The sequence below is a fragment of the Duganella sp. BJB1802 genome (assembly GCF_013369445.1).
GTDB lineage: Bacteria > Pseudomonadota > Gammaproteobacteria > Burkholderiales > Burkholderiaceae_D > Rugamonas > Rugamonas vulcania_A.
Window position 1 is genome coordinate 46086 of sequence record NZ_JABWEF010000002.1, and the last position, 26121, is coordinate 72206.

General features: G+C 63.8%; 26 protein-coding genes and 1 pseudogene. 10 read left to right on the forward strand and 17 right to left on the reverse strand.

All coding sequences use genetic code 11. From position 1 onward, the window contains the following. Position 1: 1 nt before the first annotated feature. The 7 genes from HUX88_RS03285 to HUX88_RS03315 are packed head-to-tail and all read left to right on the forward strand — an operon-like array spanning position 2 to position 7675. On the forward strand, positions 2–904 hold the full coding sequence (locus HUX88_RS03285) for a TrbG/VirB9 family P-type conjugative transfer protein (RefSeq protein WP_176360841.1): 903 nt from the start codon (positions 2–4) through the stop codon (positions 902–904). Further along, positions 901–2253, forward strand: a complete 1353-nt coding sequence (gene virB10 / locus HUX88_RS03290; protein WP_176360842.1) for a type IV secretion system protein VirB10 — start codon at positions 901–903, stop codon at positions 2251–2253. The genes HUX88_RS03285 and virB10 overlap by 4 nt, the downstream gene beginning before the upstream one ends. Further along, positions 2234–3355 (forward strand): P-type DNA transfer ATPase VirB11, encoded by a 1122-nt coding sequence (gene virB11 / locus HUX88_RS03295; RefSeq protein ID WP_176360843.1) that lies wholly within the window; start codon positions 2234–2236, stop codon positions 3353–3355. Before virB10 ends, virB11 begins: the two co-directional genes overlap by 20 nt. Beyond that, on the forward strand, positions 3352–3696 hold the full coding sequence (locus HUX88_RS03300) for a hypothetical protein (protein ID WP_176360844.1): 345 nt from the start codon (positions 3352–3354) through the stop codon (positions 3694–3696). The genes virB11 and HUX88_RS03300 overlap by 4 nt, the downstream gene beginning before the upstream one ends. After that, positions 3693–5474, forward strand: coding sequence for a type IV secretory system conjugative DNA transfer family protein (locus HUX88_RS03305; protein ID WP_176360845.1), 1782 nt, complete (start codon positions 3693–3695; stop codon positions 5472–5474). The genes HUX88_RS03300 and HUX88_RS03305 overlap by 4 nt, the downstream gene beginning before the upstream one ends. Before the next feature lie 15 nt (positions 5475–5489). Beyond that, complete coding sequence (locus tag HUX88_RS03310; protein ID WP_176360846.1) at positions 5490–6197, forward strand: hypothetical protein; 708 nt, start codon at positions 5490–5492, stop codon at positions 6195–6197. After that, positions 6194–7675 carry an LPD7 domain-containing protein gene (locus HUX88_RS03315; protein WP_176360847.1) on the forward strand — a complete coding sequence of 494 codons (1482 nt, stop codon included), beginning with the start codon at positions 6194–6196 and terminating at the stop codon, positions 7673–7675. Before HUX88_RS03310 ends, HUX88_RS03315 begins: the two co-directional genes overlap by 4 nt. A 64-nt stretch (positions 7676–7739) precedes the next feature. Here HUX88_RS03315 and HUX88_RS03320 read toward each other — a convergent pair whose 3' ends face one another. Together HUX88_RS03320 and HUX88_RS03325 are read right to left on the reverse strand one after the other, a co-directional pair. Continuing rightward, positions 7740–8732: a hypothetical protein gene (locus HUX88_RS03320; protein ID WP_229219183.1), complete on the reverse strand. Its 993-nt coding sequence runs from the start codon at positions 8730–8732 to the stop codon at positions 7740–7742. Between the two features lie 140 nt (positions 8733–8872). After that, the gene (locus tag HUX88_RS03325) at positions 8873–9028 is read right to left on the reverse strand and encodes a hypothetical protein (protein ID WP_176360848.1); all 156 of its coding nucleotides are present in this window, start codon (positions 9026–9028) and stop codon (positions 8873–8875) included. 227 nt (positions 9029–9255) lie between these two features. Here HUX88_RS03325 and HUX88_RS03330 point away from each other — a divergent pair, with 227 nt between their 5' ends. Continuing rightward, a complete protein-coding gene (locus HUX88_RS03330; RefSeq protein ID WP_176360849.1) occupies positions 9256–9516 on the forward strand; it encodes a hypothetical protein in 261 nt (86 codons plus the stop codon). A 17-nt stretch (positions 9517–9533) separates the two neighbouring features. After that, entirely contained in the window at positions 9534–9824 is a 291-nt protein-coding gene (locus HUX88_RS03335; RefSeq protein WP_229219184.1) for a DUF3761 domain-containing protein, read from the forward strand. A gap of 68 nt (positions 9825–9892) precedes the next feature. Here HUX88_RS03335 and HUX88_RS03340 read toward each other — a convergent pair whose 3' ends face one another. The 11 genes from HUX88_RS03340 to HUX88_RS03390 form a co-directional block, all read right to left on the reverse strand. Continuing rightward, positions 9893–10213 carry a hypothetical protein gene (locus HUX88_RS03340; RefSeq protein ID WP_176360851.1) on the reverse strand — a complete coding sequence of 107 codons (321 nt, stop codon included), beginning with the start codon at positions 10211–10213 and terminating at the stop codon, positions 9893–9895. Continuing rightward, positions 10210–10773 (reverse strand): hypothetical protein, encoded by a 564-nt coding sequence (locus HUX88_RS03345; protein WP_176360852.1) that lies wholly within the window; start codon positions 10771–10773, stop codon positions 10210–10212. The genes HUX88_RS03340 and HUX88_RS03345 overlap by 4 nt, the downstream gene beginning before the upstream one ends. Continuing rightward, positions 10767–11306, reverse strand: a complete 540-nt coding sequence (locus HUX88_RS03350; RefSeq protein WP_176360853.1) for a class II aldolase/adducin family protein — start codon at positions 11304–11306, stop codon at positions 10767–10769. The genes HUX88_RS03345 and HUX88_RS03350 overlap by 7 nt, the downstream gene beginning before the upstream one ends. A 25-nt stretch (positions 11307–11331) precedes the next feature. After that, a complete protein-coding gene (locus HUX88_RS03355; RefSeq protein ID WP_176360854.1) occupies positions 11332–11670 on the reverse strand; it encodes an EthD domain-containing protein in 339 nt (112 codons plus the stop codon). A 34-nt stretch (positions 11671–11704) separates the two neighbouring features. Continuing rightward, positions 11705–14116 carry an RND family transporter gene (locus tag HUX88_RS03360; protein WP_373886745.1) on the reverse strand — a complete coding sequence of 804 codons (2412 nt, stop codon included), beginning with the start codon at positions 14114–14116 and terminating at the stop codon, positions 11705–11707. Beyond that, positions 14107–15279 carry a YCF48-related protein gene (locus HUX88_RS03365; RefSeq protein WP_176360856.1) on the reverse strand — a complete coding sequence of 391 codons (1173 nt, stop codon included), beginning with the start codon at positions 15277–15279 and terminating at the stop codon, positions 14107–14109. Before HUX88_RS03365 ends, HUX88_RS03360 begins: the two co-directional genes overlap by 10 nt. Then, positions 15276–16637, reverse strand: coding sequence for a DUF1329 domain-containing protein (locus HUX88_RS03370; protein WP_176360857.1), 1362 nt, complete (start codon positions 16635–16637; stop codon positions 15276–15278). Before HUX88_RS03370 ends, HUX88_RS03365 begins: the two co-directional genes overlap by 4 nt. A gap of 18 nt (positions 16638–16655) precedes the next feature. After that, entirely contained in the window at positions 16656–18314 is a 1659-nt protein-coding gene (locus HUX88_RS03375; RefSeq protein ID WP_176360858.1) for a DUF1302 domain-containing protein, read from the reverse strand. Between the two features lie 102 nt (positions 18315–18416). Then, positions 18417–19046 (reverse strand): NAD(P)H:quinone oxidoreductase, encoded by a 630-nt coding sequence (wrbA, locus tag HUX88_RS03380; RefSeq protein ID WP_176360859.1) that lies wholly within the window; start codon positions 19044–19046, stop codon positions 18417–18419. Between the two features lie 28 nt (positions 19047–19074). Further along, positions 19075–20037, reverse strand: a complete 963-nt coding sequence (locus HUX88_RS03385) for a 3-keto-5-aminohexanoate cleavage protein (protein WP_176360860.1) — start codon at positions 20035–20037, stop codon at positions 19075–19077. 80 nt (positions 20038–20117) lie between these two features. After that, on the reverse strand, positions 20118–21155 hold the full coding sequence (locus HUX88_RS03390) for a homogentisate 1,2-dioxygenase (RefSeq protein WP_176360861.1): 1038 nt from the start codon (positions 21153–21155) through the stop codon (positions 20118–20120). A gap of 290 nt (positions 21156–21445) precedes the next feature. Here HUX88_RS03390 and HUX88_RS03395 point away from each other — a divergent pair, with 290 nt between their 5' ends. Then, positions 21446–21991: a MarR family winged helix-turn-helix transcriptional regulator gene (locus tag HUX88_RS03395; protein ID WP_229219185.1), complete on the forward strand. Its 546-nt coding sequence runs from the start codon at positions 21446–21448 to the stop codon at positions 21989–21991. A gap of 187 nt (positions 21992–22178) precedes the next feature. Here HUX88_RS03395 and HUX88_RS03400 read toward each other — a convergent pair whose 3' ends face one another. The 4 genes and pseudogenes from HUX88_RS03400 to HUX88_RS03415 all read right to left on the reverse strand — a co-directional run. Beyond that, complete coding sequence (locus HUX88_RS03400; protein WP_373886746.1) at positions 22179–22805, reverse strand: pirin family protein; 627 nt, start codon at positions 22803–22805, stop codon at positions 22179–22181. Positions 22806–22813: 8 nt separating this feature from the next. Further along, the gene (locus tag HUX88_RS03405) at positions 22814–23887 is read right to left on the reverse strand and encodes an alkene reductase (protein ID WP_176360862.1); all 1074 of its coding nucleotides are present in this window, start codon (positions 23885–23887) and stop codon (positions 22814–22816) included. Between the two features lie 40 nt (positions 23888–23927). Next, positions 23928–24824 (reverse strand): SDR family NAD(P)-dependent oxidoreductase, encoded by an 897-nt coding sequence (locus HUX88_RS03410; RefSeq protein WP_176360863.1) that lies wholly within the window; start codon positions 24822–24824, stop codon positions 23928–23930. Between the two features lie 143 nt (positions 24825–24967). Next, a pseudogene (locus HUX88_RS03415) lies at positions 24968–25783 on the reverse strand (tyrosine-type recombinase/integrase); the annotation flags it as partial. Between the last annotated feature and the right edge of the window lie 338 nt (positions 25784–26121).

Consider the following 26121-nt stretch of genomic DNA (forward strand, 5'->3'; position numbering starts at 1 on the left):
CATGAGAACATCCACATCCTCCACGATGATACTGACGCTGATGTGCGCGACGGCTTACGCCGCCCAGACGCCGCAACCGGTCGGTAGCGATCCCCAAATCCGTTATGCCGTCTACCGGCCCGACGAAGTGACGGTGATCACCGTCCAGCGTGGAACCGCCAGCCGCATCGTATTGGCCAGCGACGAGAAGATCCAGCGCGACGGCACCGGCACCGGCTTCCCCGCCGACTGCGCAAAGCCAGAACTAGAATGGTGCATACATGCCGACCCCGGCAGTAACCAGGTGCTGGTGAAACCCAAGGACGGCGCCACCCACAACAACCTGGAACTGCGCACCGACAAGCGCGACTACAGCTTTAAATTTGAGGTCGCCGCCGACGCGCCGGCGCGCGGAGCCACGCCCCGCGCATCCGACGGCGCCGTCTACCGAGTCGTCTTCCGCTATCCGCAGACGCCGCGGACGCAGCAACTGGAACAATTGCTGCGCGCAGCAAGCTCCCAAGCCGCGGCACCAGCCACCGTGGACACCGCCATCCGGGAAGCCAGGCCGCAACCGCGCAACTGGCGCTACACCATGCAGGTCCTACCTGGCGCCGAGGACATCATTCCCGCGCTTGTCTTCGACGATGGCCGCTTCACCTACTTCCAGTTCCCCGCCAACCGCGAACTGCCGACGATCTACCACGTCTCGCCGTCCGGCGAAGAGGCGCGGGTCAACTTTCACATCGATACATCGGATGCCGGCTTGACGGTGGTGGAACGCATGGGGCGCCGCTTCGTCCTCAGGCTGGGCGGCGCGACCATCGGAATCTGGAACGACGCATTCGACTCCTACGGCATCCCGCCCAAGGACGGCACCACCATCGACGGCCTGGTGCGAACGGTACGGAAAGAGACACCATGAACGCCGACGCCACCACCGAAAACAGCGCCGAGCCGGCTGATCGCATCGTCTCCGTCAACAGCCGCAGCGGCGCTCCCAACAGCATCGCAACCAAGCTGGGCCTGCTGGTGCTCCTGGTCGCGCTGGCCGTGGTTGGCTGCGCCATGGCGGCACACCGCTACTGGGCCGCGCGGTCCGCGACAGCCAAGACCAACGAGGCCAGTAACCAATTGGAGCATCCGAAGGCGGCCCCGGCAAGGCGCCACTTCAGCGATGCCGCGCCCACACCGTCCTCCAAGCCAACCCAGACGCCGCCGGCCAGCGCCGCCGTCTGCGACGACGGCGGTCCCAGCCAAGTCTTGACCGCCATCGACGGCAAGCCCATGACGGCACCCAACGGACAGGTGGCGCGGATATGCCAAAACGGCCAATTGCTGTTCCTACAACAGACCGGCGCAGCAAACGCGACGCCCACTCAGGCACCGATGGGAACGGCGGTGCCAGTGCCAACGCCGCCTCAGGCCGCACCTGCGCCCAGCCGCTATGGCGGCGACGTCCTGCTGAGCACCGCAGCAACGCCGCCGCAATTCCTTTCCCCGGAAAACACCGATAGCCCCGGCCTGGCGACGCCGGCATCCGCGCCGGCAACGACGGCAACGACGGCGCAACGCCTGGCGGAAGCGCCCGCCGGCAACCAGGTCGCCAGCCCGCAGGGCAAGCTCAAGCCCCTGTTGCAGGCGACGCCGACGGCGCCGGTGCAAGCCACGCTGATGGGCGACCGCGACCTGATACTGCCGGAGGGACGCACCATCGATTGCAACCTGTCGCTGCGTATCATCAGCGAGGTCTCGGGCATGGCCGTCTGCGTGTTGTCGTCCGCCGTCTACGGCGACAGCGGCAACGTGGTGCTGGCGGAACAGGGGTCGGTGGCCACCGGCGACTATGTCGCCGTCTCCGAGCAAGGACAGCGCCGCCTGTTCATCCTGTGGACGCGCCTGAAGACCCCCAAGGGCGTGCTGGTCAACCTCAACTCGCCGGCCGCCGACGCGCTGGGCACTTCCGGCCTGGAAGGCTATGTCGACAACCGCTGGAGCGAGCGGGTGGGCGCGGCCTTCCTGCTATCCATGGTGCAGGACGCGATCGGCTACGAAACCGCCAAGGCCACCGCCGGCAACGGCAATGGCAATGCCGCCACCGGCATCGCGGTGTTCCAGAACACCACGGAAGCCGGCAACCGCCTCGCCGAGCGCATCCTCAACAGCACCATCAACATCAAACCCACCATCTATAAAAACCAGGGCGACCGCGCCAGCATCACCGTCGCGCGCGACCTCGACTTCGGGAAGATCTATGCACTGCGCACCCAATGAGCCGCTGCCGATGGACGCCTCGGTGCGCCAGCTGTTCGCGCCGCTGGCCGAATTCCTGGAGATCCCCGGCATCACCGAGATCGCCATCAACCGCCCCGGCGAAGTGTTCTTCGAAGCCGGCCCGCTGTGGCAGTTCCGGGCGATGCCCGCATTGACCTTGCAACGCTGCCACAGCCTGGCCACCGCCATCGCTTCCTACGGCAACCAGCGCATCGACCAGCACGCGCCGCTGCTGTGCACCCAGCTGCCCGGCCTGGAGCGGATACAGATCGCCGTGCCGCCGGCGGTGGAAGACCATACCGTGTCGATGACCATACGCATCCCCGACGCCAGCACGCGCGAACTCGACGCATACCAGCAGCAGGGATTCTTCGACCATTATCAATGGGCCCGGCCCGCCGGCCTGGCGGCCCATCGCGACCAACTGGACCCGGTGCAGAGGGAGCTGTTGGCCTGCCTGGAACAGCGCCGCCTCGCGCAGTTCCTCAAGACCGCGATACGGCACAAGCTCAACCTGGTGTTCGTCGGCGACACCGGCTGCGGCAAGACCTCGCTGATGAAGGCGGCCTGCCACTACATCCCCGCCGACGAACGTCTAATCACCATCGAGGACGTGCGGGAACTGTTTCTGCCGCGCCACCCGAACCGCGTCCACATGCTGTACAACAAGGGCGACCAGGGCACCGCCACCATCACGCCCGCCGAGCTGATCGCCAGCTGCATGCGCATGAAGCCGGACCGCGTGCTGCTGGCGGAATTGCGCGGAAGCGAAGCGTTCGACTTCCTCAAACTGCTGACCACCGGCCACAGCGGCGCGATCTCCAGCTTCCACGCCGAATCCTGCGCGCTTGCCCTGGAACGCTATGTCTTCATGTGCAAGGAGCACCCGCAAGCGGCGATCTACGACACGGACGCCCTCAAGCGCCTGGTGGCGCTGACCATCGACATCATCCTGCATATCCGGGTCAGACGGGTGTATGCCGACGACGGCACGCCGCTGCGCAAGGAGCGCTATGTGTCGGAGGTCAGCTACGACCCGGTCGCCAAGCTGCGCGAACGCACCGGCGCCGTCCAGCCGCCGCACGCGGGAGGCCAGCCATGATACGGCGCACCCTTTGGATCGTGCTGCTTGCGCTGCTGGGCCTGGCCTTGCTGTGCGCGGCCGCCACCCTGTGCGCCTACCTCGCCGGCTGCGCCAGCTATCTGCTGCACAGGACCGTGCCGCGCCACGTCAGTCCATACACCTGGTACCGCTTCTGGCTGGCCTGGTCGAACGATCCCGCCGAGCGGCGGCGCCTGATCGCGGCGGCGCTCATCGGCGCCAGTCCGGTGCTGATAGCACCGCTGTGGCTGTTGATCGAGTCGAGCCGCCGTCCCAGCACGCTGCACGGCGACGCACGCTGGGCCAGCGGGACGGAAATCCGGAAGGCCGGACTGCTATGAGCGAGATCATCGTCGGCAAATACCGCGGCCGCTACCTGACCGCCAAGGACCAGCAGTTCGTGCTGCTGGCCGCGCCGACCGGCGCCGACAAGGGAACGGCGGTGGTCGTGCCCAATCTACTGAACTATGCCGATTCGGTGGCGGTGTTCGACCTCAAGCTGGAAAACTTCCGCTACACCTCCCTATACCGCCAACGCAACGGACAGCAAGTCTTCCTGTGGGCGCCGTTCGCCGAGGACGGCAAAACCCACCGCTGGAACATGCTCGACAACATCGACCGCGACTCGCTGTTCCGCATCGGCGACATCCTGGCCATCGGCCAGGCCTTCTATCCCAGCGACTGCCATCCACGCGAAAAATTCTGGAACGACAACGCCCGCAACCTGTTTCTGGCCCTGGTCCTGTATCTGATGGAGACCCCGGAGTTGCCCTGCACCCTGGGCGAGGTATTCCGCCAATCGTCCGGCGCCGGGCAGCCGCTCAAACAGCATTTGCAGGACATCCTGGAGCAACGCGGCGACAGCGATCGACCACTGAGCGACGCCTGCGTCGACGCCATCAACCGCTTCCTGTCCGCCTCGGCCGAAACGGTCGGCAACATCATCTCCACCTTCAACGCCCCGCTGCTGATCTTCGCCAACCCCATCGTTGATGCCGCCACCTGCGCATCGGATTTCGACCTCGGCGCCGTGCGCAGGCAGCGCATGTCCATCTTTCTCGGCATCCCGCCCAACCGCGTCAACGACGCCGGGGTGCTGGCCAATATCTTTTTCTCGCAGCTGATCAACCTCAACACCAAACAGCTGCCGGAAAACGACCCCACGCTGCGCCATGAATGCCTGCTGGTGCTCGACGAGATCACCGCGATCGGCAAGCTCGCCATCATCGCCAAATCGAACGCCTATATCCGCGGCTACCGCCTGCGCCTGCTGACCACCGTGCAAAGCCTATCGCAGCTGGTGTCGACCTACGGCGAAGCCGACGCCCGCACGCTGATCACCGACCACACGATACGGATCGCCTATCCGCCCAGCGAGCAACAGGATGCCGACGAGTACAGCAAGATGCTGGGCTACCTCACCTTGTTCGTCACCTCCAGGGGCAGCAGCCGGACCAGCACCGCGGCGGGCGGCAGTTCGCAATCCGAACACACGTCGGAACAGGCGCGCGCACTGATGCTGCCGCAGGAACTCAAATTCATGCCCAGGAACCGGCAGATCGTCTTCGCCCGCTACTGCCGTCCCATCCTGTGCGACAAGGCGCTCTACTACCACGACCACCGCTTCCTCGACCGCATGAAGTCGGTCAGCCCGACGCTGGCCGCGCTGGACAAGCACGGCTGGCGCGGCGCGCTGCGCCGGGCGGGGCTGCGCAATGCCTTCAAGGTCGTCCCCACTGAAGCCGCCATCAAGCATGCGGCCTTCGTGCTGCACGAAATGAGCATCGACATACAGCCCATTTCACCGGCGACCTTGACGCGTCGACCACGGCCCCAAGACACGCAGCCCCGCAAGGCCAAGCGCAAGAACGCCGCGACACCCGCCGCGCCGATACAGCTGCCGGCGTTCAGCGATCCGGCCCGGCCATCGGCTGAAGAAGCCGGCGCGGTGGTCGACGCCTTCTTCGCGCAGCTGGCGCTATTCGATGCGGCCGGCGACGACGCCACGCCGGGCAGCGATCGCGTCGGGAACAACACCATCGAGTCCCTGGAAAGCAACGCCATCGAAGCGGGCGACATCCCGCCCATCAAGATAGACCTGTCCGCATTGGACAACTGAACTCGGGAGGCCACCATGCACCTTCGCCACACATTGCCGCTTGCGCTGCTGCTGGGCGCATGCAGCTCAGCCCCCAAACCCGCCATGCCCGATGGCGGCCAGCGCGTCCCGGCCAACACCCAGGACCGCATCGACGCCTATCTCGACCATACAAGACAGACCGGTCTGGCGTCCCGTGCCGAAACAAGCAAAGCACAACGCATCGCCACGCTGGAAAACCAGTTGCGCGAGGCCACACAATTACTGGCGTCCTGGGCCAAGACCGACGACGCGCCGACGATCGCCGCCGCGCTCCCGCTGGCTTCCGCAAGCGCGGACGACGGCTGGATCGAGCTCAGGCCCGGCATCGTCGGCTTTCATTTCTCCCTGCCGTTGAGCAGCGCAGACTTCCGCCCCGCCGGCGAACTGCATGCCCGCCTCCTGTCCGCCGCCCAGGCCTGCGCCCGCGTCACGATACGCGCCAGCACCGGCGCCAACCTCCCCACGCCGGCGCGCCGACGCTTGACCGAGCGCCTCGCCGCACAAGTCCGCGATCACCTGATTCTGCACGGCGTCCCCGCCGACATCATCGGCATCGACCTGACCGCCGCACCTGCCGGCGCCACCGGCGGCCACCCAGCGCGGACAGGGTATCCCGCCGCAGCCATGTTCCTCGACATCGAGACCGCGGGCGCAGCGCGTCCGACGCGGGCCCCGGAAATTCCAACCGGAGAAGCGAAATGAACCAGATCGAAGACGGCGCCGGCACCGGGCCGGCGGACCAAGGACGGCCCGGCCGGCGGCGGCCCTCGAGGAAAAAGGGCAAGCAGCCTGCACCAGCCAGCGTCAAGCGCTCAGCCAAGGTCGCCAGGTTGCTGTCGCCCCCTCCCGACCGGCCTGCGGCACTACCCGGCCGCGAATCCGACACAAGGCCGCAGCCGCCCGATGAACAACCGGAGCGCACGGACCGCGGCGGGCCGCCCGACCAGCAAACTCCACACCACCGGCGCGGACAGCCCATCATCGGCGCGCTCCATCGGCTGCGCGCCGCCGTCGCCGACTACATCCGCCCCGTAGCGCCAGATCAAGCCGATCGACAGACGGCACAGCCGACGACGGCGCCAACCAGACAAGCTGAGACGCCGCCACAGCCCCCCCCGCCCCAAAAAGGGCCGAAGCGTAGCGCGCAACCGCTACCGCATGCCAACGATGCGCCCGATGCCATTCCGCCAGCCTTGCGCATACGTTATCTGGTGGTCGACGACAAATTCTATTTCCGCGACCGCGAGCAAACCCTGGCGTTCGAAGACCAGGGAAAACGCATCGCCACCGCGCACGACGACGCCGAAGTCGCCCATTCCATGGTCACCCTGGCGCAGGCCAAGGGCTGGACCAGCCTGAAGCTGCGGGGCAGCGACGAGTTCAAACGCGAAGCATGGCTGGCCGCCGCGCTGCTGGAGATGGACGTCAGCGGCTACCGCCCCAGCGACATCGACAAGGCCAGACTGGCCGAGCGACAAAGCGAACGGGCCCAGGACAAACCGAACACCATCCAGCGAGAACTGCCGCCGGCGCGCCCACAGCCCGCGCCGGTCGACATGCCCGTCGCGCGGAACGCCGCGCCGCCGCCGATCGAAGACCGGGCGGAAGGCCTCGGCAAGCGGCAACAACGCGCGATCGACGCCCTCGCGTCGTATCTGCGCAAGCGGGGCGACAGCGAGCAGACCATCGCCATGACGGTCGCGCTCGCCTCGGACCAAATGCTGCAACGGCGCGCCCACTTCGGCCAGCTGATCGAACATGGCGAAGCGCCGTACAAGAACGACCCGAATGAGGAGTCCAGCTATTTCGTCACCCTGCAAACGGATCGCGGCCGGCAAACCATCTGGGGTGTGGACCTGGCGCGCGCCATCGGCGACAGCGGCGTGGCCATCGGCGACGACATCCTGCTGAGCAGGCGAGGCGCCCGCAACGTCACCGTGCCCGTTTACGAGCGGGATCCGTCGGGCCGGCCGCTTGGCGACAAGACCTATCTCGACACCCACCGGAACGACTGGGAGGTCAGCTCCCTCGACGGCGCCCGTGACTTCCCGTCGCCCCGCGGCAAAGACGGCCAGGCGGGCAGCGTGCCGGTTGCGGCCCAGCAGCCCACACAGGATCGGCCGAGGCGCGCGGCATCCCCGCCGCCGGCCCGGGAGCCCGAGCCATCCCGGACACGCTAGGCACGAAAAGCAGCACGATAGCCCGCGACATCTCGGCGACGCCGAAATGCCGCGCATCGGCAGGTCAGCCATCCGCCAACGTCCTCACCCATTCCGCGAACGCCTCACTCTCGAACTCGTACGTGTCGCGAGGCGACTTCACCACCACCCCAGACAGCTTTTGCATGGCCCGCTGCACATGGGTCGCCGCCAGCGATTCCACGCCGACCGCGTCGCGCAGTTTCAGCAGCACCGGCTTGCTAAAGGGCTTCAACATCGGATCATCCACCAGCAGCCGTACCAACGCCTTTTGCAACGCGTCGAACCCGCCCCACACGCCCTCATGGTTCTCCGTCCGCGCCAGATTGTCGGCGACCGCCGTCATCGCCTGGTCCAGCGTCAGACGTGGATTAAGCACCATCTGCACCACGCCCACCAGAAAGGGCTCCGGCTGCTGGTGAAACGCCACGAAGGCCGTCCATGCCGGCGCCACCGGCAGCGCGCGCCGCGTCGAGTCCTCGAAACGCTGCGCGACGTATTCGACAAAGTCGCGCCCCAACTGCGGGAAGTCCGCGATCGCCGCCCCGGTCGAGTACAGCGGCGCGCTGGCGTTGGAAAACACGTGGGCCAGCTTGGTCCGCGACGAGCCGGTAAACAGCACCCGCAGGCGCTTCTGGTTCTTCGTGATCGCCGTGCGCAACGCGGTCGCCACCGCTTCGTGCTCGCGCGTCCTGGCCAGCTCCTGGGCCTCGTCGATCAACAGCAGCAGCGGCGCCTTCCTGCACAGGGACTCGATCAGCACATCGATTTGCAGCGCTGTTTCCGCCTGCGCCTTGGGGCCCCCCTCGCCCAGTTCGACCTCCCCCTCCAGCTTGGCGCCCGCCAGTTCCGCCTTGCCCTTGATTTTCCTGACCGGCGCCCGCGCCTTCGCCACCAAGCCGCGCAACGGCCCCTTCGGCTCCAGCGCCTGCTCCAGCGCGCGCACGATGGCCAAGCCGGGCGACAGGCGGGTCTGCCACAGATCCGCATAGGCCACCGTATAGCCAGCCTTCTCCGCCGCCGGCCATAGATCCTTCAACAGGAAGGAAGTCTTGCCCGCCCGCCGCGGCGCGAAGATCGTGGTCGACGTGACTAGGCCGGCGTTCAGCGTGTCCAGATACGCCCGGTTGCGGCCCTTCGTATTGCCACTCCCTAAGTTTTTATTGAAGGAACGACTAGTTAATTCTGGCTGTAGGGCTGGTCGGCGGCTTCGTGAATACGTCGAACGATGTCCGGCGCGGTGTCGGCGTGGGATTCATCGCTGAGGACGGCGACCCCAGCGTCGACCAAGGCGGCTTTCGCTCTGTCGCGGCGGCGGCGATCGTGACTTTGCATGGAACGCTCCCCCAAACACCAGCCTAGCCGGAGGCCGGTCGCCTTGACTTGACGGGGAGTAAATCTCGCCGCCGGCGGGATTCGCGGCATTTGGAGAACACGACGGCGAGCGATCGCCATTTTTGGGGATTTGGATAGATTTCTTATTGTTAACTTGCCTATAATTGAATTTGCGGCCGGCTCACTTTGCCGTTACAGGAGAGATTCATGAAAAAATATTCGTTGGAATGTTCGCGCTCTGCCTCGCATTCCCCGCGTTTGCCCGCGGTGGGCATGGCGCCGGCCATATGGCTGGCGCCACCCACACATCGAAGGCAGTGACCGGCAACGGGGCGAAGTCGCAACATATCCATGTCGGCGGCTACACGAAGAAAAACGGTACCCAGGTCGCGGCGCATGACCGTTCGACCAAGGACGGAACGAAGGACAATAACTGGTCCACCAAAGGCAACGTCAATCCGGAGACAGGCAAGGCAGGCGCCAAATGAGGATCTCCGCTCGTATCATGCCTGTTCTGCTGGCGATTCTGCTGGCGGGACCGGCGCATGCGCAGTTGGCGCCGCCGACGAGCGCTCCGGCCACGGCGCCGAAGAAAGCCGAGCCGAACGAAGCCGACCTGCAGACGCACGGTCATTACGTGAACAAGGCCGGCCAGGAAGTGCACGCGCCGGCGAAGAGCGTCGATGGGAAGGTGCCAGCCGGCGCCAGCGCGAAGTGCCGGGATGGCAGTTACAGCTTCAGCAGGAGCCATCGCGGAACCTGCTCGCATCATGGCGGCGTGGCAGACTGGTTGTAGGTCTGGTTGTCGCGCGGGCGCCTCTGTAATGAAGCCGGTGCGCATTTGCGGATGGACCTTATCGCTCATCATGGCCCCAGGCTTAACAACATGCGCGCGGCCGGTGTAAATTGCTCCAGCTGGTCCAGCCGACGGTTTTCGCGCAATGAGCGTTGTGGCTCCGCTTCGTTTCTATAGGCCGTGCAGGCGCTCCCCATGTCTTGTTCGCGCACCAGGACTATGCCGTAGCTCTCGCCGTCCGATGAGTAGAACTGCGCCGCGCCGGCGCCGCTGATCAGCGCGGTATCGATGGCAGTGCGCAGGCGCAGCAATGCATCGTAGTCGCCGGCGATCACAGCGGCGGCGCCATCGCGCCCAGGGGATGCCAGATGGAGAAAATGTGCGGTCATGATCGATTTTCCTTTCGTGGTTTGGAATTGCTTTTTGCGTCGGCTCCGGAAGTCAAAAGGTCGTTCTTGGAAGTGAGCGTGGCGGCCAGTTGGGCGCGCAATCCTGCCACCTCTTGCCGCGCTTGTCCCAGCTGTTCTGCGTAGCGTGTTTGCTCGCCAAGGTTGCGCTCAGCCGCCACGGCGGCTGCCACGTGCTGGTCTTGCAGCTGCTGCGCCAACTGCTGCTGTGCCAGCTGAGCCTGTCGTAGCGATTCGTGCAGTTCCCGTAGTTGTGCCTGGCCGTGTTCCAGCGCCGCACGGGCGTTACCCGCGTTTGTTTCGGCGTCGCTGACACGCTGTTTCAGCAATGTCAGCTGTTCCTCTCGCTTCCCCATTTCTGCGCGCAATGCGCTGCTGGCTTGGTAGGCCGCCGTCAGTTCGCCGGCCTGGGTATCGAACGCTGCCGCGAGCTGGTCGCGGAACTCCTCCAGTTCGCCGCGCTCCTGCTCCCAGCCTGCTTGGGCGGCTTGCAGGTGGCCGTTGGCGATGGCACTTGCCTCGCGCCAGAAAGCATTCAGCAACTGGCGGCCCGCTGGCTCCAGGCTGGCGGGTAGGGCATCAGCACACAGCTGCAAGCACCCAGCGATTGCGCCAGGTCGGCACCCAGCGCCGGATTGCGGATCAGCATGTCGGTATCGCCTGCGCCATCGCGGATGTCGAAGTGGGCCGCGCCGGCGCCGAGGAATCCTGCCATGTGAAAAATCGGGCGCAGCGCATGCTTGGTGGCGCCGAACGGAATCACCGTGGGAGAATGGCTGTGGACGATGGCGACCACGTCCGGCCGCGCCCGGTAAATCTCGGCATGGATGAAGCGTTCCAGGTAGGAGCGCTCATTCGTCGGCGAGATCGCTTCCCCGTCGTAGTTGTAGCAGACGATGTCCTGGCGCTTGACCAGGCCGGGCGCCCGGTTGCAGGACAGCAGGAAGACGTCGGGCGCGCTGTCGTGCCGGACGCTGACGTGCCCCAGGCCGTCGACGATACCCTGGTCATACAGGATGCGGTTGGCTTGGACAAGTTGTTCGACCAGCGTCGGATTGGGTGCGGGTATATGCATAGGAGACTCCGTAGTGTGGCAAAAATTAAATAACCTGGCGCTCTTCGGTCACGAAGAACACGCAGCGCTCCCGATCGGAAAACCGGTCCTCGTCGGGACGCACGTCCCTCAGATAGTCTGGATCGGAGAAGAAACGGTGCATGTCCTCGACCGTATTGAAGTACAGTTCCGCGCAGCCGTCGAAAGCGTTTTCCGGGTCACCGGGAGCGGCCGGCAGGGAGTAGTTCTGTACATACTTGGGCATGTACCTGGTGGTCGCGGGACAGGCCTTAATGAGGCGGGCGTGCTGCGTGCTGAGATGCTCGCGGAATTGCTGCGGGGTGAGGCTGGGATTTCGCTTGACGGCGATGATTAACTTGATCATGGTGACACCTTTCTTTCGTTGTTCAGGAGGTGAATCAGGCACATTCCCGTGCAGTGACGGAGGTGCTGGCTTGCGTGGCCGTAACCGCGATCCGGCCCGGCTTCAGCAGGTAGTACGCCAGCGCCGGCAGCAAAATCAGCGCGCCAAGCATGTTCCAGATGAACATGAAGCCCAGCAGCAGCCCCATGTCCGCCTGGAAGCGGATGGGGGACAGAACCCAGGTAAAGACCGCCGCCGCTAGCGTCAGCCCGGTGAGCACGACGACGCGCCCGGTAAAGCGCAGCGCCAGCGCGTAGGCGTCGGCAAGGCTGGCGCCGGCACGCATCGCGCCCAGCGTTACGCTCAGCACATACAACGAATAGTCGACACCTATCCCCACGCCCAGCGCCACCACCGGCAAGGTCGCGACCTTGAGGCCGATGCCGAGCACCGCCATCAACGCCTCCAGCAAGACCGTGGTCAGCATCAATGGCAGCATGGCGGCCAGCGTCGCGCGCCATGAGCGGAAGGTCAGCATCGCCAGCGCCATCACGCTCAGATACACCAGCAGCGTCATCACCCAGTTCGATTTTTTGACGACGATGTTGGTGGCCGCTTCAATACCCGCGTTACCGCCCGCGAGCAGGAAGCGGGTTTCCGCACCCTCGCCAAACTGCGCGGCGAAGGCCTGCGTTTCCCGCACCACCCGGTCCAGCGTTTGCGCCCGGTGGTCGCTGAGATAGACATAGACCGCCAACAGGTCGCAGGCCTGATTGAACAGTTCGCGCGGCGCTCTCGACGTGATCGAGTTGAGCGTCTCCTGATTGGGCATGTCATACCAGCGTGGATTACCCTCACTGATGCCGACTGCCGCGCGCTTGGCAAGGCTCGCAAAGGAACTGGTCGATTCCACACCCGGCAGTTGCTGGAGTTTCCATTCCAGCGCATCGACCGCGACCAGCGTTTCATGGCGGGTGCACATGAACTTGGGCGTTTTGACCATCACCACGAACATGTCGCTGCTTGAGGGGAAGTTGGCAGTCATGAACGCGCTGTCAACGTTGTAGCGGGAATCGGGCCTGAGCTCGGGCGCACCAGGGTCTAGATCGCCGACGGTCAGGCGCATGCTGCCGGCCGTTCCAACGATGGCCAGCACCAACGCCACAGCCACGGCCAGACGCGCCTGGCGCGGCTGGGTGAACCGCACCAGCCAACGCCACATCGCCTGGGTCATGCGGCCATCCTCCCGGCTGCGGACGTTCACACCGGTGTAAGACAGCAGGATGGGCAGCAACACCAGATTGGTCAGGATCAGAGCGGCCATGCCGATGCCGGCGGTCAGCGCCAGGTCGCGGATGATCTGGATGTCGATGATGGTGAGCACCGCGAATCCCAGGGCGTCCGCCAGCAGCGCGGTAAGTCCGGCGATGAACAGGCGCCTGAAGGTATAGCGCGCCGCCACCACCTTGTGGGTACCGCTCGCCACGTCGCCGGCGATGCCGTTCATTTTCTGGGCGCCATGGCTGGCGCCGATCGCGAAGACCAGGAACGGCACTAGCACGGTGTAGGGGTCAAGCACATAGCCCAGTTTCTGCAATGCTCCCAGCGTCCACAGCACCGCGATGAGCGAACACGTCATCACCACCACCGTGCTGCGCACGCAGCGGCTGTAGGCGTACAGGGCAGCCGTACACATCACCAGGGCCAGCGCGAAGTAGCCGGCCATGGCCGCCACGCCGTCGATCAGGTCGCCCGCGACTTTGGCAAAGCCGGTGATATGAATACTGATGGGCCCCTTGGCATATTTGGCGCGCAATTGCTCCAGACGATGGGACAGGTCCTGGTAGTCCAGCGGCTTGCCGTCCGCACTGGCGGCCGTCAGGGGCACCAGGATCAGGCTCGAATGCAGGTCCGGTGCCACCAGCCGGCCGATCTCGCCGGAGCGCTCGACATTCATGCGCAGCTCGGCCATACTTTGTTGGCCGCCGTCGAAGTTGTCCGGGATGACGGGGCCGCCGTCGAGGCCGTCCTCGGTCACACCCAGCCAGCGGGTATTCGCCGTCCATAGCGATTTCATGAATGGCCGCTCGACGCCGGGCACCAGGAACACCTCGTCGTTGAGCTTGCGCAGCGTCTCCTGATATGGCGCGTCGTAGATCGTGCCGCCCTGATTGTGCACGGCGATGCGCAGGGTGTTACCCACGCCGGCCAAGTCGTCGCGGTGTTCAAGGTAGTTGCGCACGAACTCATGTCCGGTCGGGATCATGCGTTCGAAGCTGCCGTTGAGTTGCAGGCGCAGCGCGCTGCCGCCCAGGAACAGCGTCATCAGCACGCACAGCGCCACTACCCAAATGCGGTTGTTAAACAGCGTGCGCTCCACCCAAGATCCCGAGCGCGTGTCGAAATCGGCCAGTTTGGCAATCACCGGCCACGCGCCAGCCTGCTTGTTCGATACCGTCATTTCCATACTCCTTTTCCGCTCGCCGTCATCGCTACCGGATCGACGGCGGCCAAGCCGCGCAATCCGGCGACCACCAGTTTGCCGCCGCACGCCGAGACTGCGCCCAGCACCGGTCCGACCGGCGAGCTGCCCAGCACCTTCGCATCCCGGCCGGACTCCGCCAGTTCAACCACCTGGCCATCAGCGTCGAACAACAAGGTGCCGCCGTCCACGCGCGGCAGCATGCTGAGCACGCTCGCCTGCACGCCGACGTTCATCCCCTCAATGCTGTTGGTCGCCGTCGCAATGCGAAACGCATGGCCGCGCAGGCCGTAGATCGCCAGTTCTGGACGATTGCCGCGGGAGGTGCTGGTCACGCCGAAATAGCTGCCGGCATAAGGGGTGGACAGGACCTGGAACTGTCGCCCGCCATCGCCGGAGCGCAATACCATGCCTTGCTCCCCGACCAGGTAGATCTGGTCCTCGCGCGCCCAAAGGCCATACAGATGCAAGCCCTTGGGATTCGGGATGCGCCCGCCGACCCACTGCCAGTGCGCGCCGCCATCTTCCGTCATCAGCGCCAAGCCGTAGGCGCCAACCACCATGCCGCGCTGCGGCGTCCAGAAGTGAAGCGCGAACAGCGGCTTGTCGGCACCATCCGTCATCAGGCGTTCGGCATCGCTGAGTGCGCGCTGGGCGTCGGGGGTGTTTTCCCCGCGCATCCTTTCCTGCGCAGAGGCCAATGCCAGCTTGGCGATCGCCAGCCCATCCAGCTGTTTCTGCCAGGTCGCACCCGCATCGCGAGTGACCAGCACGATGCCTCCATGGCCGATGGCCCAGCCCTGGCGTTCATCGATGAAGTACAGCGCGGTCAGCGTCACACTGGCAGGCACCCGCGCCTGACGCCACGTGCCGCCACAGTCATCGGAGTGCAGGATGATGCCGCGTTCGCCAGCGGCGACAACGCGGGTCCCCGCCAAGCCGACCGCCAGCATGGCGCTTTGCGCTGGCCGAAGCGCCGGTGCGGCGGCCTGGTCGAGCCGCGGGTCCGGGCCGGCGCCCTGCCCGCCTGAGGCGGCGCCGGCGCTGCCCGCGCCTAGCGCGCACAGCACCATCAGCGCGGCGCCGGCACGGCGCGCCAGCGCCGTGCACCGCCGGCCTGGATCGAGGGTCTGCGTTGCCGGTTTCATCGCACGCCTTCCCCGGCCAGGGCTTCCGGCGTGAAGTAGGTCGCCGGCAGATTATCGCCCATGCGGTAGTACGGGCCTTTGGCGAAATCGGCGGGGGAACCCACCACCCAAGTGCCGGCCTGCAGGTTGTACAGTATCCACGGCTGGTTCGCCAACACGAACGGCCCCTCCAGCATCACCTGCGGCATGCTCATGCCGACCCGCCAAATCTTGCCGTCGGCGTCCCAGCCATCGCTCAGCACAATCGCCCAGGTGTCTTCGTCCAGGTAGTAGCGCCGCTTGGGCACGACGTGGCGCTTGCCCGCCGCCAGCGTTGCTTCAACCACCCACACGCGGTGTTTCTCCCAGCGGAACGCATCCGGGTTGATATGGTGCTTGTCGTACTGCTTCTCTTCCGGCAGGTTCTGCCAGCGGTTGGTGCTATAGGGGATGTACATCTCCTGCTTGCCCACCAGCTTCCAGTCGTACCGATCCAGTCCGCCAAAGAACATGAAGGCTTCGTCGAAATACTGCTGGCCGGAATTGATGTCATCCGGCGTGTCGTAGCCGATGGTGGGCGCCTTACGCACCCGGCGCTGGCCAGGCAGGTACTGCCAGGCCGTACGCCCCCGGTCCAGCGTATCGTAGATCAGCAGTGCTTCGCCGGCCTTGAATGGTGGATCGGTTTGCCAAACGCGCATCATCATGTAGGGCTCGCTGAAGTTAGGCGTCCAGGCCTTCTTCGGATCGTAGTAAGGCATCAGGATCTTGGTCAGGCCTTTGGATGGAATGACGTGCTTGCCTTCGGCAGTCCCGGTGTAGTTCAGGTAGTTCGTGGTGGTCGACGGGCCGACATAGGTCAGCAGGTGGTTCCACATCACCTCGGCGCCGGTCTTGGGTATGGGGAACGGGATGCCGCCATAGGCGCCTTCGATCGCGTTGCCGCCATTCTTGGTCCTGGCGCTGGTGGCGTTGCGGAAGGTGTTGTCGTTGACCCATTGCGGCAGCGTGGCGACGCGGTGGCTCGGATATACCTCCAGCCGGAAGCTGTCGGGATACTTGCGCAGCAAGGCCTTGACGCCCTCCGACAGCCTGGCCGCGTTGGCGTCGATGTCCTTGGCAGTGATGGTCTGCACCGGTTTCTCGCCAGGGAAGGGATCGGGCCGCCGCTCGCCCGACTTGTAGCCGGGCGGCACTTTCACGGCCACGTCGTTCCAGGCCGGAATGCTGCCGTCGGCATTGCCGGCGCGCTCGGCGCCCACTGGCGTCAGCGTGGTTTTCAGCTTCTGGGCTTCCTCGGCGCTCACGCCCGCGTGGGACAGGTTGCTGCAAGCCATGGCCAGTGCCACGGCGAGCCATTGAATCGGCTTCTTGTTCATAGTCTCGTACTCCTCCAGTTAGAATGACATCTGGACGTTGGCAGCCAGATTGCTGCGGTCCTTGTAGTATTGTTTGAACGACAGGTTGGGGCCGTCCAGCGCCGCGCCCATCGAGCCAAAGTAGGTGGTCAGGGTCAGGCCAAAGGTCAGCTTCTTCTGATAGTTGCCGGTGATGCCGACACTGAAGTCGCCGCCCTTGTCGACGCCGCCGTTGAACAGGCTGACGACCGAGGACCGGCCTTTGGGGTTGTAGCCCAGCCCGACCGGCACCGACACGTCCAGCCCATCCCTGACCTGGTAATAGGTCGGCGTGAACAACATCCTGAATCCCAACGCATCGCGCGCCGCGTTCACCTCCAGCACTTGAGGATTGCTGGTGATCGAGAGCAGCCGGTTCCATGCGACTTCGGCAAGGAACGAACCCCCTTCCCACAGCGGCGTCGGCGACAGCAGCTGGATCATGGAGGCGTTCAAGTGCGCCGAGCGGCCGATCGGATAGGCCGGATTGGCGCGGTTGTCGGCGCCTGGGCCGAATACGAAGGCATCGGGATTGACGAGGGCGGCGTTCTCGCGCAGCGACGCTTCCAAGCCGACGTTGGCTGATCCCACCGTGGTGCTCAGGCTGGCGCCGTAGGCGCGGGTCCCCTCGTGGTAGGCCAGCGCGAAGTCGCCAACCTGCTGGCCCGGCATGCCCTGGTTGCCGAAGAAGGACTGGCCGGCAAACGGACGGATGTAGAGGTTCGGATCCTTCTGGTGATAGCGGATCGCGTACAGGCCGATGTCAGCATCCATGTCAGACGGGCGCAAGCGCAGCTGCAAACCATACTGACCGCGGTCGCTCGGCTTGATGTCGGGTGCGCTGGCGAAATAGGCGCCGGTGGGCCAGAGCAGGCGTTCCCGTCCCGCCCCGAAGACATCCACAAAGGAGCTGTAGGCGCCAACTGCCGGGATACGGTTGGCTTCCCACTCGAACTGATAGTAGGCACCGACCGTGACGCCGGGCAGCACCTGCAATTGCGCGGAAGCCTGATTGACCGGTCGCATAACTTCCTTGAACTGTGACCCCGGCACGGTCAGCAGCTTGATCAAGTCGATCGGTGCCATGCCGCCTGCGATGCCGTTGGCGCCGAAGAACAGTGTTTCACCCCAGAGCTGCGCGTGCTTCCCTAGCCGGAAGGTGCCGCGCATGTCGCCGATGTCGGTGCTGCCGAACACAAACGCATCGAGCAGCTCGGCCTTGCGGCCCATCAGATCACGCGTGGCGCCGGTGAATTCGTTGGCCGGCACCGACGCGCTATTGACGGTAAATGCGGAGTCGTTTTTATTGGCTCGGTTATAGACCGTGTCGTACCATCCTGCGGCACTGATACGGGCGCCGAGCCGCTCCTGGTAAACGATGTCCGCCTCGGTGAAGATATCGATACGGTTGGACACCAGGCCCTTGGTGCGGAAGTTGCGGTCGCCGTCGTTCAGGTTGGCGTCGGCCGGCCCGATGAGGCTCGGATTGGCGTCACGCAGACGCGTGGCGGCGCTGTACTTCAAGGTGGTGTCCCAACGCAGCTTCAGGTCGGGGTTGCCGGTCTCGATGTCCGCCGCGGAGGCGTAGCTCCAGGCCAGCACGATCGCGCAGAGGATGGCGATACGGGGGGTATTGGGTTGAGTTGGACTGCGATGCATGAATGTCTCCATTTTGTAGTTATAAGGAACAGGAACATGCTTCTACGAGCATTGACGTCCCTGGTTCCCGGTTAAGTTCACACGTACAACTGGCTGCGGTAATCAGGACAGCGCGTCCCCCAGCGCCTGGCGGCCCAGCGCAAGCTCACGCGTGACCTGCGCCACATGCGCGCCCTGGGCTGCCGCGATTTCCAGCTCTGCGGGGCTGGGCTGGCGGCGGCCGTCGGGGCCGGCTAGCGTGCCGGCGCCCAGCGGTGAGCCCCCTCTGGCCCCGTCAAGGTTCCTGAGCGCGGCGACCGTGTAAGGAACGCCAACCACAGTCATCCCGCAATGGAACAACGTGGTGTGGAACGACGATAGCGTGGTCTCATTGCCGGCGCCGGTGCCAGTCGAGACAAACGCGCTGCCCACCTTGCCGACCAGCGCGTTCTGCGCCCACAGCCCGCCCGCCTGGTCGAGGAAGTTGCGCATTTGCGCGGCCATATTGCCGAAGCGCGTAGGCGTTCCGAAAATAATGGCGTCGTACTCCTTCAACTCACTGACGGTCGCGATCGGCGCTTGCTGATCGAGCTTGGCGCCGACGTTGCGGGCAACCTCCTCCGACATCAGCTCGGGCACGCGTTTCACCACAACGGTGGCGCCGGGCACACCGGCGGCGCCGCCCGCGACCGCCTGCGCCATCGTCTCGACATGGCCGTAGGTGGAGTAATACAGAACGAGAATCTTGAACATGGAACCGCTCCTGATAGATGAGGGCCGCTTATCCGCGGGCGGGCTTGCCGATCAGCGTGCGATACTCATCGGCGGTGGCTGGCGTGCGGCCCAGCAAGCCGGCGATATCCTTGGCCATCGTGAACATCTCCAGGTTGTCCTTCAGGCGCTCATCGCTGTTCGGATATTTCCACGGCGTGTCTTCGGTGCCGACGCGGATGTGCAAACCCAGCATGGTGGCGAGCGTGGTCATGTACAGCGTCGAGCGGCCGGCGGCGCACACGCTGATGACGGAGGTCGGATCGATCTGGCGAATCTGATCGACCATCAGGAACAAATGACGCGTCATATCCTGGGTATTGTTGACCGATGTGCCGGACAGCAGGCTACGGCCGACGCTGAACGGCAGGCCGAACAGGATCAACCAGTTGTACGGGCCCTTGAGGATGCCGGTGTCGATCAGCTTGCGCTTGGCCAGTTCGATCTCGCCCGAGCTGTGCACCGCCAGTTCCGGCTTGACGCCGCATGCCTCCAGCGCCTGGATCGCCGGCACCATGAACGCGTCCGGGTGGCCGGGGGCGCAAGGCGCCACTTCGGCCAGACCTTCACGCGCCGGGCTGACACAAATGTCGAAGGTTTCGCCGTTGAGCACGTTGAGGTTGGCGACGAAGGAGTTGCCGAAACGCTTGCGCAGCGGTTCCAGAACAGAAGAGTAAGCTTCGATCGGCGGCAGATCGCGGTCCAGGCGGCGGCCCTTGTCGTCGGTGACCCACGTGAAGTCGATGTGCACGCCGCAAGCGCCAGCTTCGATCACCGACGAGGCGGCGTCGATGTAGTTCTGGATCGACGTCGGCGGTGCGTGCTCGGTGCCGTCGAAGCGGCCTGAGACTGCGACGTTGATGGCGATCTTCTTCGACACATCCCACTTGGGCTGCACTTCTGCCGGCGCGTGGAACTGGTAGGTTTCCATCTCGCGTTTGGCTGCTTCCCACAGGGGTAATTTGTCCGTCATGTTGACTCCTTCAGATTTTTGAGAAAAAACGCCCCCTCCGGCACGTTGGTGCCGTACGCGTCAGGGGCGGATGGGTGGGGTTAAGCGACGATGCTCGGATGGCGGCCGTAGCTGCCGGTCTCCATCAGTTCCGATGCCTCGATCGCTTCAGGGGTAAAGCGTAAGGTGGCGCGGGTTTCGAGCAGCCAGGCCTGGTAGCCCTCCGGCACGGACTCGATCGGCCCGTGGTGGATCACACCTTTGGGCACCAGCGTAAGCGTGCCCGGTTCGGTACAGGCGCCGTACGCGCCGGGGCCGCGCACGTAAAGTATCACTTCGTCGAAGTCCGCATTCACGTGCGCCGGCGCGCGCCCGCCCGAGCGCGAGCTCAGGTTGAACAGCAACGCCTCGCCGTCGCGGGACGACAGAAACATCGATGGCGGGCCACCGTGCGGCTCATAGGTAAGCGACTGGATTTTCTGCAGGTTCAGCTTCCATACCGGCACACTGGAGGACAATTGCAGGCCCAGCGCCAGGGGGTCGTGCGGCACCAGGTAGGTAGTCACCTCACCGTCGGCGGTCTTCAACAGCAGCTTAGTCGGGCCACCCGGCGCGATCTCGGCATCGATCTTCGCGGGCTGCACGTCGCGGCCGAAGTTGATCATCCCCAAAGGCCCCGGCGGAGTCAGGCTCAGTGCGCTGGGACATTCAAGGATCACGCTGCGCATGGCCCCCTTGGTCGGCGCGTAGCGATAGGCGACCGAGCGTGGAATGCAGACAAAATCGCCTTCATCGGCGACCAGGCTGCCGACATCGGTATCGAAACGGACTTGCCCGGACTGGATGAAATGCAGTTCGTCGGCCTCGACGTTGCGCACGGTGAACGGCATCGGCGCGCTGCGCGCGGAGGTCAGCAGGCGTACGCCGATCTTCGACGTTGCGACCACCGTCGGCAACGCTGCGGCGTCGGCCTGGTCGCGCGGCACCAGGGACTCAAGCACCGAGCGCCGAGGCACGTGCCCGCCCTCCACCGCCAAGAAGTCCGGCGCATAGCTACGCCGGGTAACCACCGAAACCGGACCATTAAATCCTTCGCGCGTCCAAAGCTGCGGCACGCCTGCCGTTGTATCAACACTCATTTCAAGGTCTCCTCATCGGACGCATTGCGCCCGTAGCTAAAAATCTTTGACCCGTTCAGACGTCGCTGGCGATTTGCAGTGTCTACAAACTGCGGTGGATATCGACCATCCCCGGGCTCTACGATGTAAAATAGCACTGAATTGAATCATGCGATGTCGTATCGTACGAGTTCGCATGATTAGTGTCAAGCCAATTTCACGCCATCATCCCGCCCTGGCATAGTCGCCTGGTCGGACGAAGGAATAGAATGAGCACAAGATCAAACCCAATAAGCAGAAAGGAAGGCTCGATGCCGAAGGCACAGCAAGAGGAAGCAGTCGAAATGAATACAGATCCAGCAGCGAGCAGCAAGCGGAGGCCCGCAAGCAAAGGGACGCCTGCGTTCGACGAGCGCAGGCGTTCGCTCGCCTGGATGACGCGCACGGTACACCGTCTCTACAATGTCGTCGCCCAGCGCATCCTGGACCGGGAAGGTGTGACGATCGCGCACTGGTACTATCTGCGCGTGCTGGCCGAGCGCGGAACGCTGAACCAACTCGAATTGAGCAAGCGGGTCGGCATCGCGTCGACCACGGCGGTGACGGCACTGGATAATCTGGAGAAACGCGGACTGATACGCCGGTCGCGCGATACCAGCGACCGGCGCAAATATTTTATCAGCCTTACCGACGAAGGGCGACGCCTGATCGATGCGCTTATGCCCGACATCGGGGAAATGCTGACGGCGTCCGTGCATGATATCTCCGAGGCCGATATGCGTACGTTCTGGAATGTACTGCATCAAATCGCCGACAACCTGTCTGCCGCGGCCGGCAGCGAAGCTGTACTCGACTGATAAGCCACGACGGCGCCACGCTGGCAACCGCAGGCGCGGCCTGGCCGCCAACACAGGCGGGTCAGTCGCGCCGGTGCTACGTCACCCGCGACAGCGGGACGCCGGCAAAAAACATCAGCTTGGCGCTGTCGCGGGAAGCGCGCAGCGTGACCTCATAGGGGGCGTCGCGGGCCGGGAATACCGGCACTCACAGGTCATCGCGGTCGAAGTGTTGCCCATCCACCGCCACGGTGCCGAATATGGGCATGACCAAAGCGGCGTAGCCCGCCGCAACGGGCACCACCAGCTCCGCTTCCGCCTCCAGCCCAATATCGAGCATGATCACCTCGGCGGGCGGCTTCAGCGGGGAACTGACCGCCCCAAACGTTCCGACCGGTACGCGCACCCTCGCACCTGGCAGATGCACCACTGGCACATCCTGCGGCTCGATCCCCAACGCGTACGGCTCGCGCCCACGATCTGCAGCCGCAAGGCCGACGAAGATTTGCAGCGAGTGGACCGTCTTGCCGACCTCGGCCGGCACCTCCTCGTGGATCACTCCTCTGCCCGCAGCCATCCAGTGCAAGCCGCCAGGCTTGATCAGATTGTGGTTGCCAACCGAATCCTGGTTTTCAATACCCGTCTCAGAGTCAAGAAACAGATATGACACAGCTGAAAAGCCGGTATGCGGATGCGCTGGAAAGGTCGGTGCGCTCATCCATGCGTGATCGATACCGATGAACGGATTGATCAGTTCCGACACCCCGCGCAAGCCAAACGCGCGGAAGTGGCTGCCGTGGTTGGCGCGTTGTACAGTCGCGATGACAGGCATCATAACGGGCCTCACGCGCCGACGGCTAAGCCCAGCGTCGGATAATCGGTATAGCCGCGCGCATCCCCGCCGAAATAGCCATTGCGGTTGGCTTCGTTCAACGGCGCATTGGTCTTCAGGCGCTCAAGCAGATCCGGATTCGCCAACGCCATCTGGCCGTACGCCTCTACCTCGGCCAGGCCCGACGCCAGGTCGACGCCAATCTGCTCCCGGGGTCGCCCCGCCCGATTCAGCACCAGCGCGCTGTGCCAGCGCTGACGGATGTCGGCCAGCAGCACCTCGTCACCTTGGTGCATGATGTGCAAGTAAGCTAGTCCCAATTTGTCGAGTTCGGCAACCAGGTAACGGTACAATGCCGGCCCTTCCGCACCCTCATCTATGCCCCACATCGTGATGCCAGGCGAGAGGCGGATCGCGGTCCGGTCGGCGCCGATTTCCTCGGCAATCGCAGTGGCCACTTCGATCGCGAAGCGGGCGCGGTTCTCGATCGAGCCGCCATACTCGTCGGTGCGGGTATTGGCGCTCGGGGCAAAAAACTGCTGGATCAGATACGCGTTGGCGCCGTGAATTTCCACGCCGTCGGCACCGGCTTCGATGGCACGGCGCGCAGCAAAACGGAACTCCGCCACCGTCTGGCGCACTTGCTCGGTGCTCAGGGCGCGTGGCACCGGAATATCCAGCATACCCCTGACCGTGAACATTCCCGTACCCGGCGCGATAGCCGATGGCGCAACGCCCTGGCGATGATGCGGCGTATTATCCGGGTGCGACATGCGGCCCGCATGCATCAGCTGAATGAAGATATGGCCACCCTTGGCATGGACAGCGTCGGTGGTCTTCTTCCACCCCGCGACATGGGCGTCAGTATAGATGCCCGGCGTGGTCAGATAGCCCTGTCCGTCTTCGGACGGCTGGGTTCCTTCGGTGACGATCAAACCGGCACTGGCCCGCTGACCGTAATACTCGGCGGCAAGCTCCCCCGGCGTACCGTCGACCTGGGCACGGCTGCGGGTCATTGGCGCCATGGCCAAACGATTCTGCAAGGTATAGCGTCCGATGCGGACGGGTTCGAACAGTTTATTCACAATACAATCCTTCAAATAGAGATAGAAAATCGGGTGGCTACTATGCTGCCACGCCCTGGATGCCGCTCCGCGCCAGCAGTGCCACGGACGCGGTCATGAATTTGCGTATATGCATGTCATTCAATCCGGCAGACGGCAAGATGGCCTGGCCCTTGCTGTTAAACATCGCACCGCTGTGGCCCTCGATATCCGGCGTGAACAGCAATGGCGCTATGCGCTCGGCATATTGATCGGCCGTGGGCGTCAGCAGTCCGATCAACGCCTCCGCAATGCGCGATTTCAACGTGTCCTTGCCAAAGAAGTTATCGCGAATATTAGTTTTGATCAGACCGGGGTTAAGTCCGAAGAAGGTCGCTTGCGGATACCGTTTGGCCGCGTCCAGCACCAGCATCTCGTTGCCGGCGACGGTATTCATATGCACCGGCATGGCCTTGTAGGAATGCTCGGCATTGAGGTCTTCCGGCGTGCCGATCTGCCCACCGCCCGGATACCCCATCAGGAACACGCGCGCCTTCAAGGACGACATTGGGCGCCGCACGCCTAGGCGGGGCGCGATGGCGCGCAAAATGACCAGCCGGTTCAGATAGCTGACCGCCAGGTCGCGCTCGATACCCTCGGCCGTTTCCTCGCGCTGGGGGCCGGCGAAAATGCCGGTGGTAAAAATCACCATGTCCAAGGTTTCTGCAGGCAGCAGCGCGGCGACGCGCTGCGCTTCGGACATCAGGCTCAGGTCTGCTTGGATGAACTTAATGCCCTCCACTCCGGTGTCCCGGAAAGTCTGCCCGACCACGATGACGCCCGCGCCGCGTGATACCAGATAGCGGCTCAACGCCCGTCCGATGCCGCCGGTCCCGCCGACGATCGCAACCTGCTTTCCAGATAAGTTCAAGCGCGAAGCTGGATCATGATGCCATTTCAGTTGCTTGTCTCGTTTCATCGTAACTTCCTCAAATATCGCAAGTCCCCATCTTCCACCATTTCTCTTTTGGGATAAAGGTGGGGCTTTGGATAACTCTGCTCCAAAAATGAGACAGTCATACGCCCCGCTGGAATGCGCCAACCGACCCAAAACTACATCTAGACGTTGTGGGGATTTCGTCGCTTCATGCGCGGTCCCGGTATTGTCCACACCGCATGCTCGAAATCGATCTCCGACCAGGTGGCATCGGTCAGCTCGGACTTGCGCACCAGCGTCAGAAGCAACATCTTGCAGGCCAGCCGTATCGTCGGTGAGCATTGGGTCCGCTCAAGATATTTATAGAACAGCTGGATTTCCGCCGGCGTCAACGTACGGTCGCGCGGCGCAAAGGTTGCGATCGAAGCTGGCGGCACACTGTCGGCGGGATTGGGATGTTTTTCTCCGCGTGTCTCTGCATAGCGAAACACCATCATGACAATCTCGCGCGCATGCACCGCCACCGCAGGCGCCTTGCGTTCGACGATGCGATCGCATAAAGCCCGCAACATGTGGTCGGTAATTTCGGAAAGCAAGAGTGAGCCGAACGCGTCTTTCAGATCGCGTTCGTACGTCCATCGCCGCATCGCCCGGGTCGAATCAGCCATCTTGTACTTGTCGAGCCAGCGTTCTGCCCACACAGAGAACGATTCTTGAGCCTTACGCCGCCGGATTGCCTGGTCCTTCATCCGCGCCGGCGAGACACCCTCACGGACAGCCTTGCGCGCCTCTGCAAGCGCTTCGCGGGCCTCGGCCAGGGTCATGCCGCCGACACCGTACCGCCCCAGCGTCAGCGTCTCTTGGCGGCCGTTGACGCGGTAGTTATAGCGGAACGAAATACCGCCGGACGGCGACACCGTCACGTAGAGTCCATCCCGGTCAGCAACCTTATAGGGCCGCTCCCCCCCTTTCAGATTCTTGAGCTTCGTATCTGTCAGCACTTCGCCTCCAAACGTATACCATCACATCCTCGATTTGTATTTAATAATCAAACACTTACACCGTATTCGATCAGAGAATTAGACCGCGTTGGGGCTCCCGAATTCACAAAAAATACCATTAGGCTGCGATCCACTTTTAGCTGGCAAAAAACCTTTAAAAATCAAATCCTTAAGCCAGCGTATACCATCACCAATACCATCACGACCTCAGCAGCGCTGATGGTAAACGGTGCCGACAATCATCTCCTCAAAAAGGCGTTACCATCATGCGTACCATCAAAATGCGCTGCTTGTCTTTGCACGAGGCTGCCAGACAATGCGCGCTCAAAAAGAAAAAG

Excerpts from the sequence above, each read along its gene's own strand:
- HUX88_RS03285 (WP_176360841.1), top strand. The coding sequence starts at position 2 with ATGAGAACATCCACATCCTCCACGATGATACTGACGCTGATGTGCGCG.
- virB10 (WP_176360842.1), top strand. The coding sequence starts at position 901 with ATGAACGCCGACGCCACCACCGAAAACAGCGCCGAGCCGGCTGATCGC.
- virB11 (WP_176360843.1), top strand. The coding sequence starts at position 2,234 with ATGCACTGCGCACCCAATGAGCCGCTGCCGATGGACGCCTCGGTGCGC.
- HUX88_RS03300 (WP_176360844.1), top strand. The coding sequence starts at position 3,352 with ATGATACGGCGCACCCTTTGGATCGTGCTGCTTGCGCTGCTGGGCCTG.
- HUX88_RS03305 (WP_176360845.1), top strand. The coding sequence starts at position 3,693 with ATGAGCGAGATCATCGTCGGCAAATACCGCGGCCGCTACCTGACCGCC.
- HUX88_RS03310 (WP_176360846.1), top strand. The coding sequence starts at position 5,490 with ATGCACCTTCGCCACACATTGCCGCTTGCGCTGCTGCTGGGCGCATGC.
- HUX88_RS03315 (WP_176360847.1), top strand. The coding sequence starts at position 6,194 with ATGAACCAGATCGAAGACGGCGCCGGCACCGGGCCGGCGGACCAAGGA.
- HUX88_RS03325 (WP_176360848.1), bottom strand. The coding sequence starts at position 9,028 with ATGCAAAGTCACGATCGCCGCCGCCGCGACAGAGCGAAAGCCGCCTTG.
- HUX88_RS03330 (WP_176360849.1), top strand. The coding sequence starts at position 9,256 with ATGTTCGCGCTCTGCCTCGCATTCCCCGCGTTTGCCCGCGGTGGGCAT.
- HUX88_RS03335 (WP_229219184.1), top strand. The coding sequence starts at position 9,534 with ATGCCTGTTCTGCTGGCGATTCTGCTGGCGGGACCGGCGCATGCGCAG.
- HUX88_RS03340 (WP_176360851.1), bottom strand. The coding sequence starts at position 10,213 with ATGACCGCACATTTTCTCCATCTGGCATCCCCTGGGCGCGATGGCGCC.
- HUX88_RS03350 (WP_176360853.1), bottom strand. The coding sequence starts at position 11,306 with ATGCATATACCCGCACCCAATCCGACGCTGGTCGAACAACTTGTCCAA.
- HUX88_RS03355 (WP_176360854.1), bottom strand. The coding sequence starts at position 11,670 with ATGATCAAGTTAATCATCGCCGTCAAGCGAAATCCCAGCCTCACCCCG.
- HUX88_RS03360 (WP_373886745.1), bottom strand. The coding sequence starts at position 14,116 with ATGGAAATGACGGTATCGAACAAGCAGGCTGGCGCGTGGCCGGTGATT.
- HUX88_RS03365 (WP_176360856.1), bottom strand. The coding sequence starts at position 15,279 with ATGAAACCGGCAACGCAGACCCTCGATCCAGGCCGGCGGTGCACGGCG.
- HUX88_RS03370 (WP_176360857.1), bottom strand. The coding sequence starts at position 16,637 with ATGAACAAGAAGCCGATTCAATGGCTCGCCGTGGCACTGGCCATGGCT.
- HUX88_RS03375 (WP_176360858.1), bottom strand. The coding sequence starts at position 18,314 with ATGCATCGCAGTCCAACTCAACCCAATACCCCCCGTATCGCCATCCTC.
- wrbA (WP_176360859.1), bottom strand. The coding sequence starts at position 19,046 with ATGTTCAAGATTCTCGTTCTGTATTACTCCACCTACGGCCATGTCGAG.
- HUX88_RS03385 (WP_176360860.1), bottom strand. The coding sequence starts at position 20,037 with ATGACGGACAAATTACCCCTGTGGGAAGCAGCCAAACGCGAGATGGAA.
- HUX88_RS03390 (WP_176360861.1), bottom strand. The coding sequence starts at position 21,155 with ATGAGTGTTGATACAACGGCAGGCGTGCCGCAGCTTTGGACGCGCGAA.
- HUX88_RS03395 (WP_229219185.1), top strand. The coding sequence starts at position 21,446 with ATGCCGAAGGCACAGCAAGAGGAAGCAGTCGAAATGAATACAGATCCA.
- HUX88_RS03400 (WP_373886746.1), bottom strand. The coding sequence starts at position 22,805 with ATGATGCCTGTCATCGCGACTGTACAACGCGCCAACCACGGCAGCCAC.
- HUX88_RS03410 (WP_176360863.1), bottom strand. The coding sequence starts at position 24,824 with ATGAAACGAGACAAGCAACTGAAATGGCATCATGATCCAGCTTCGCGC.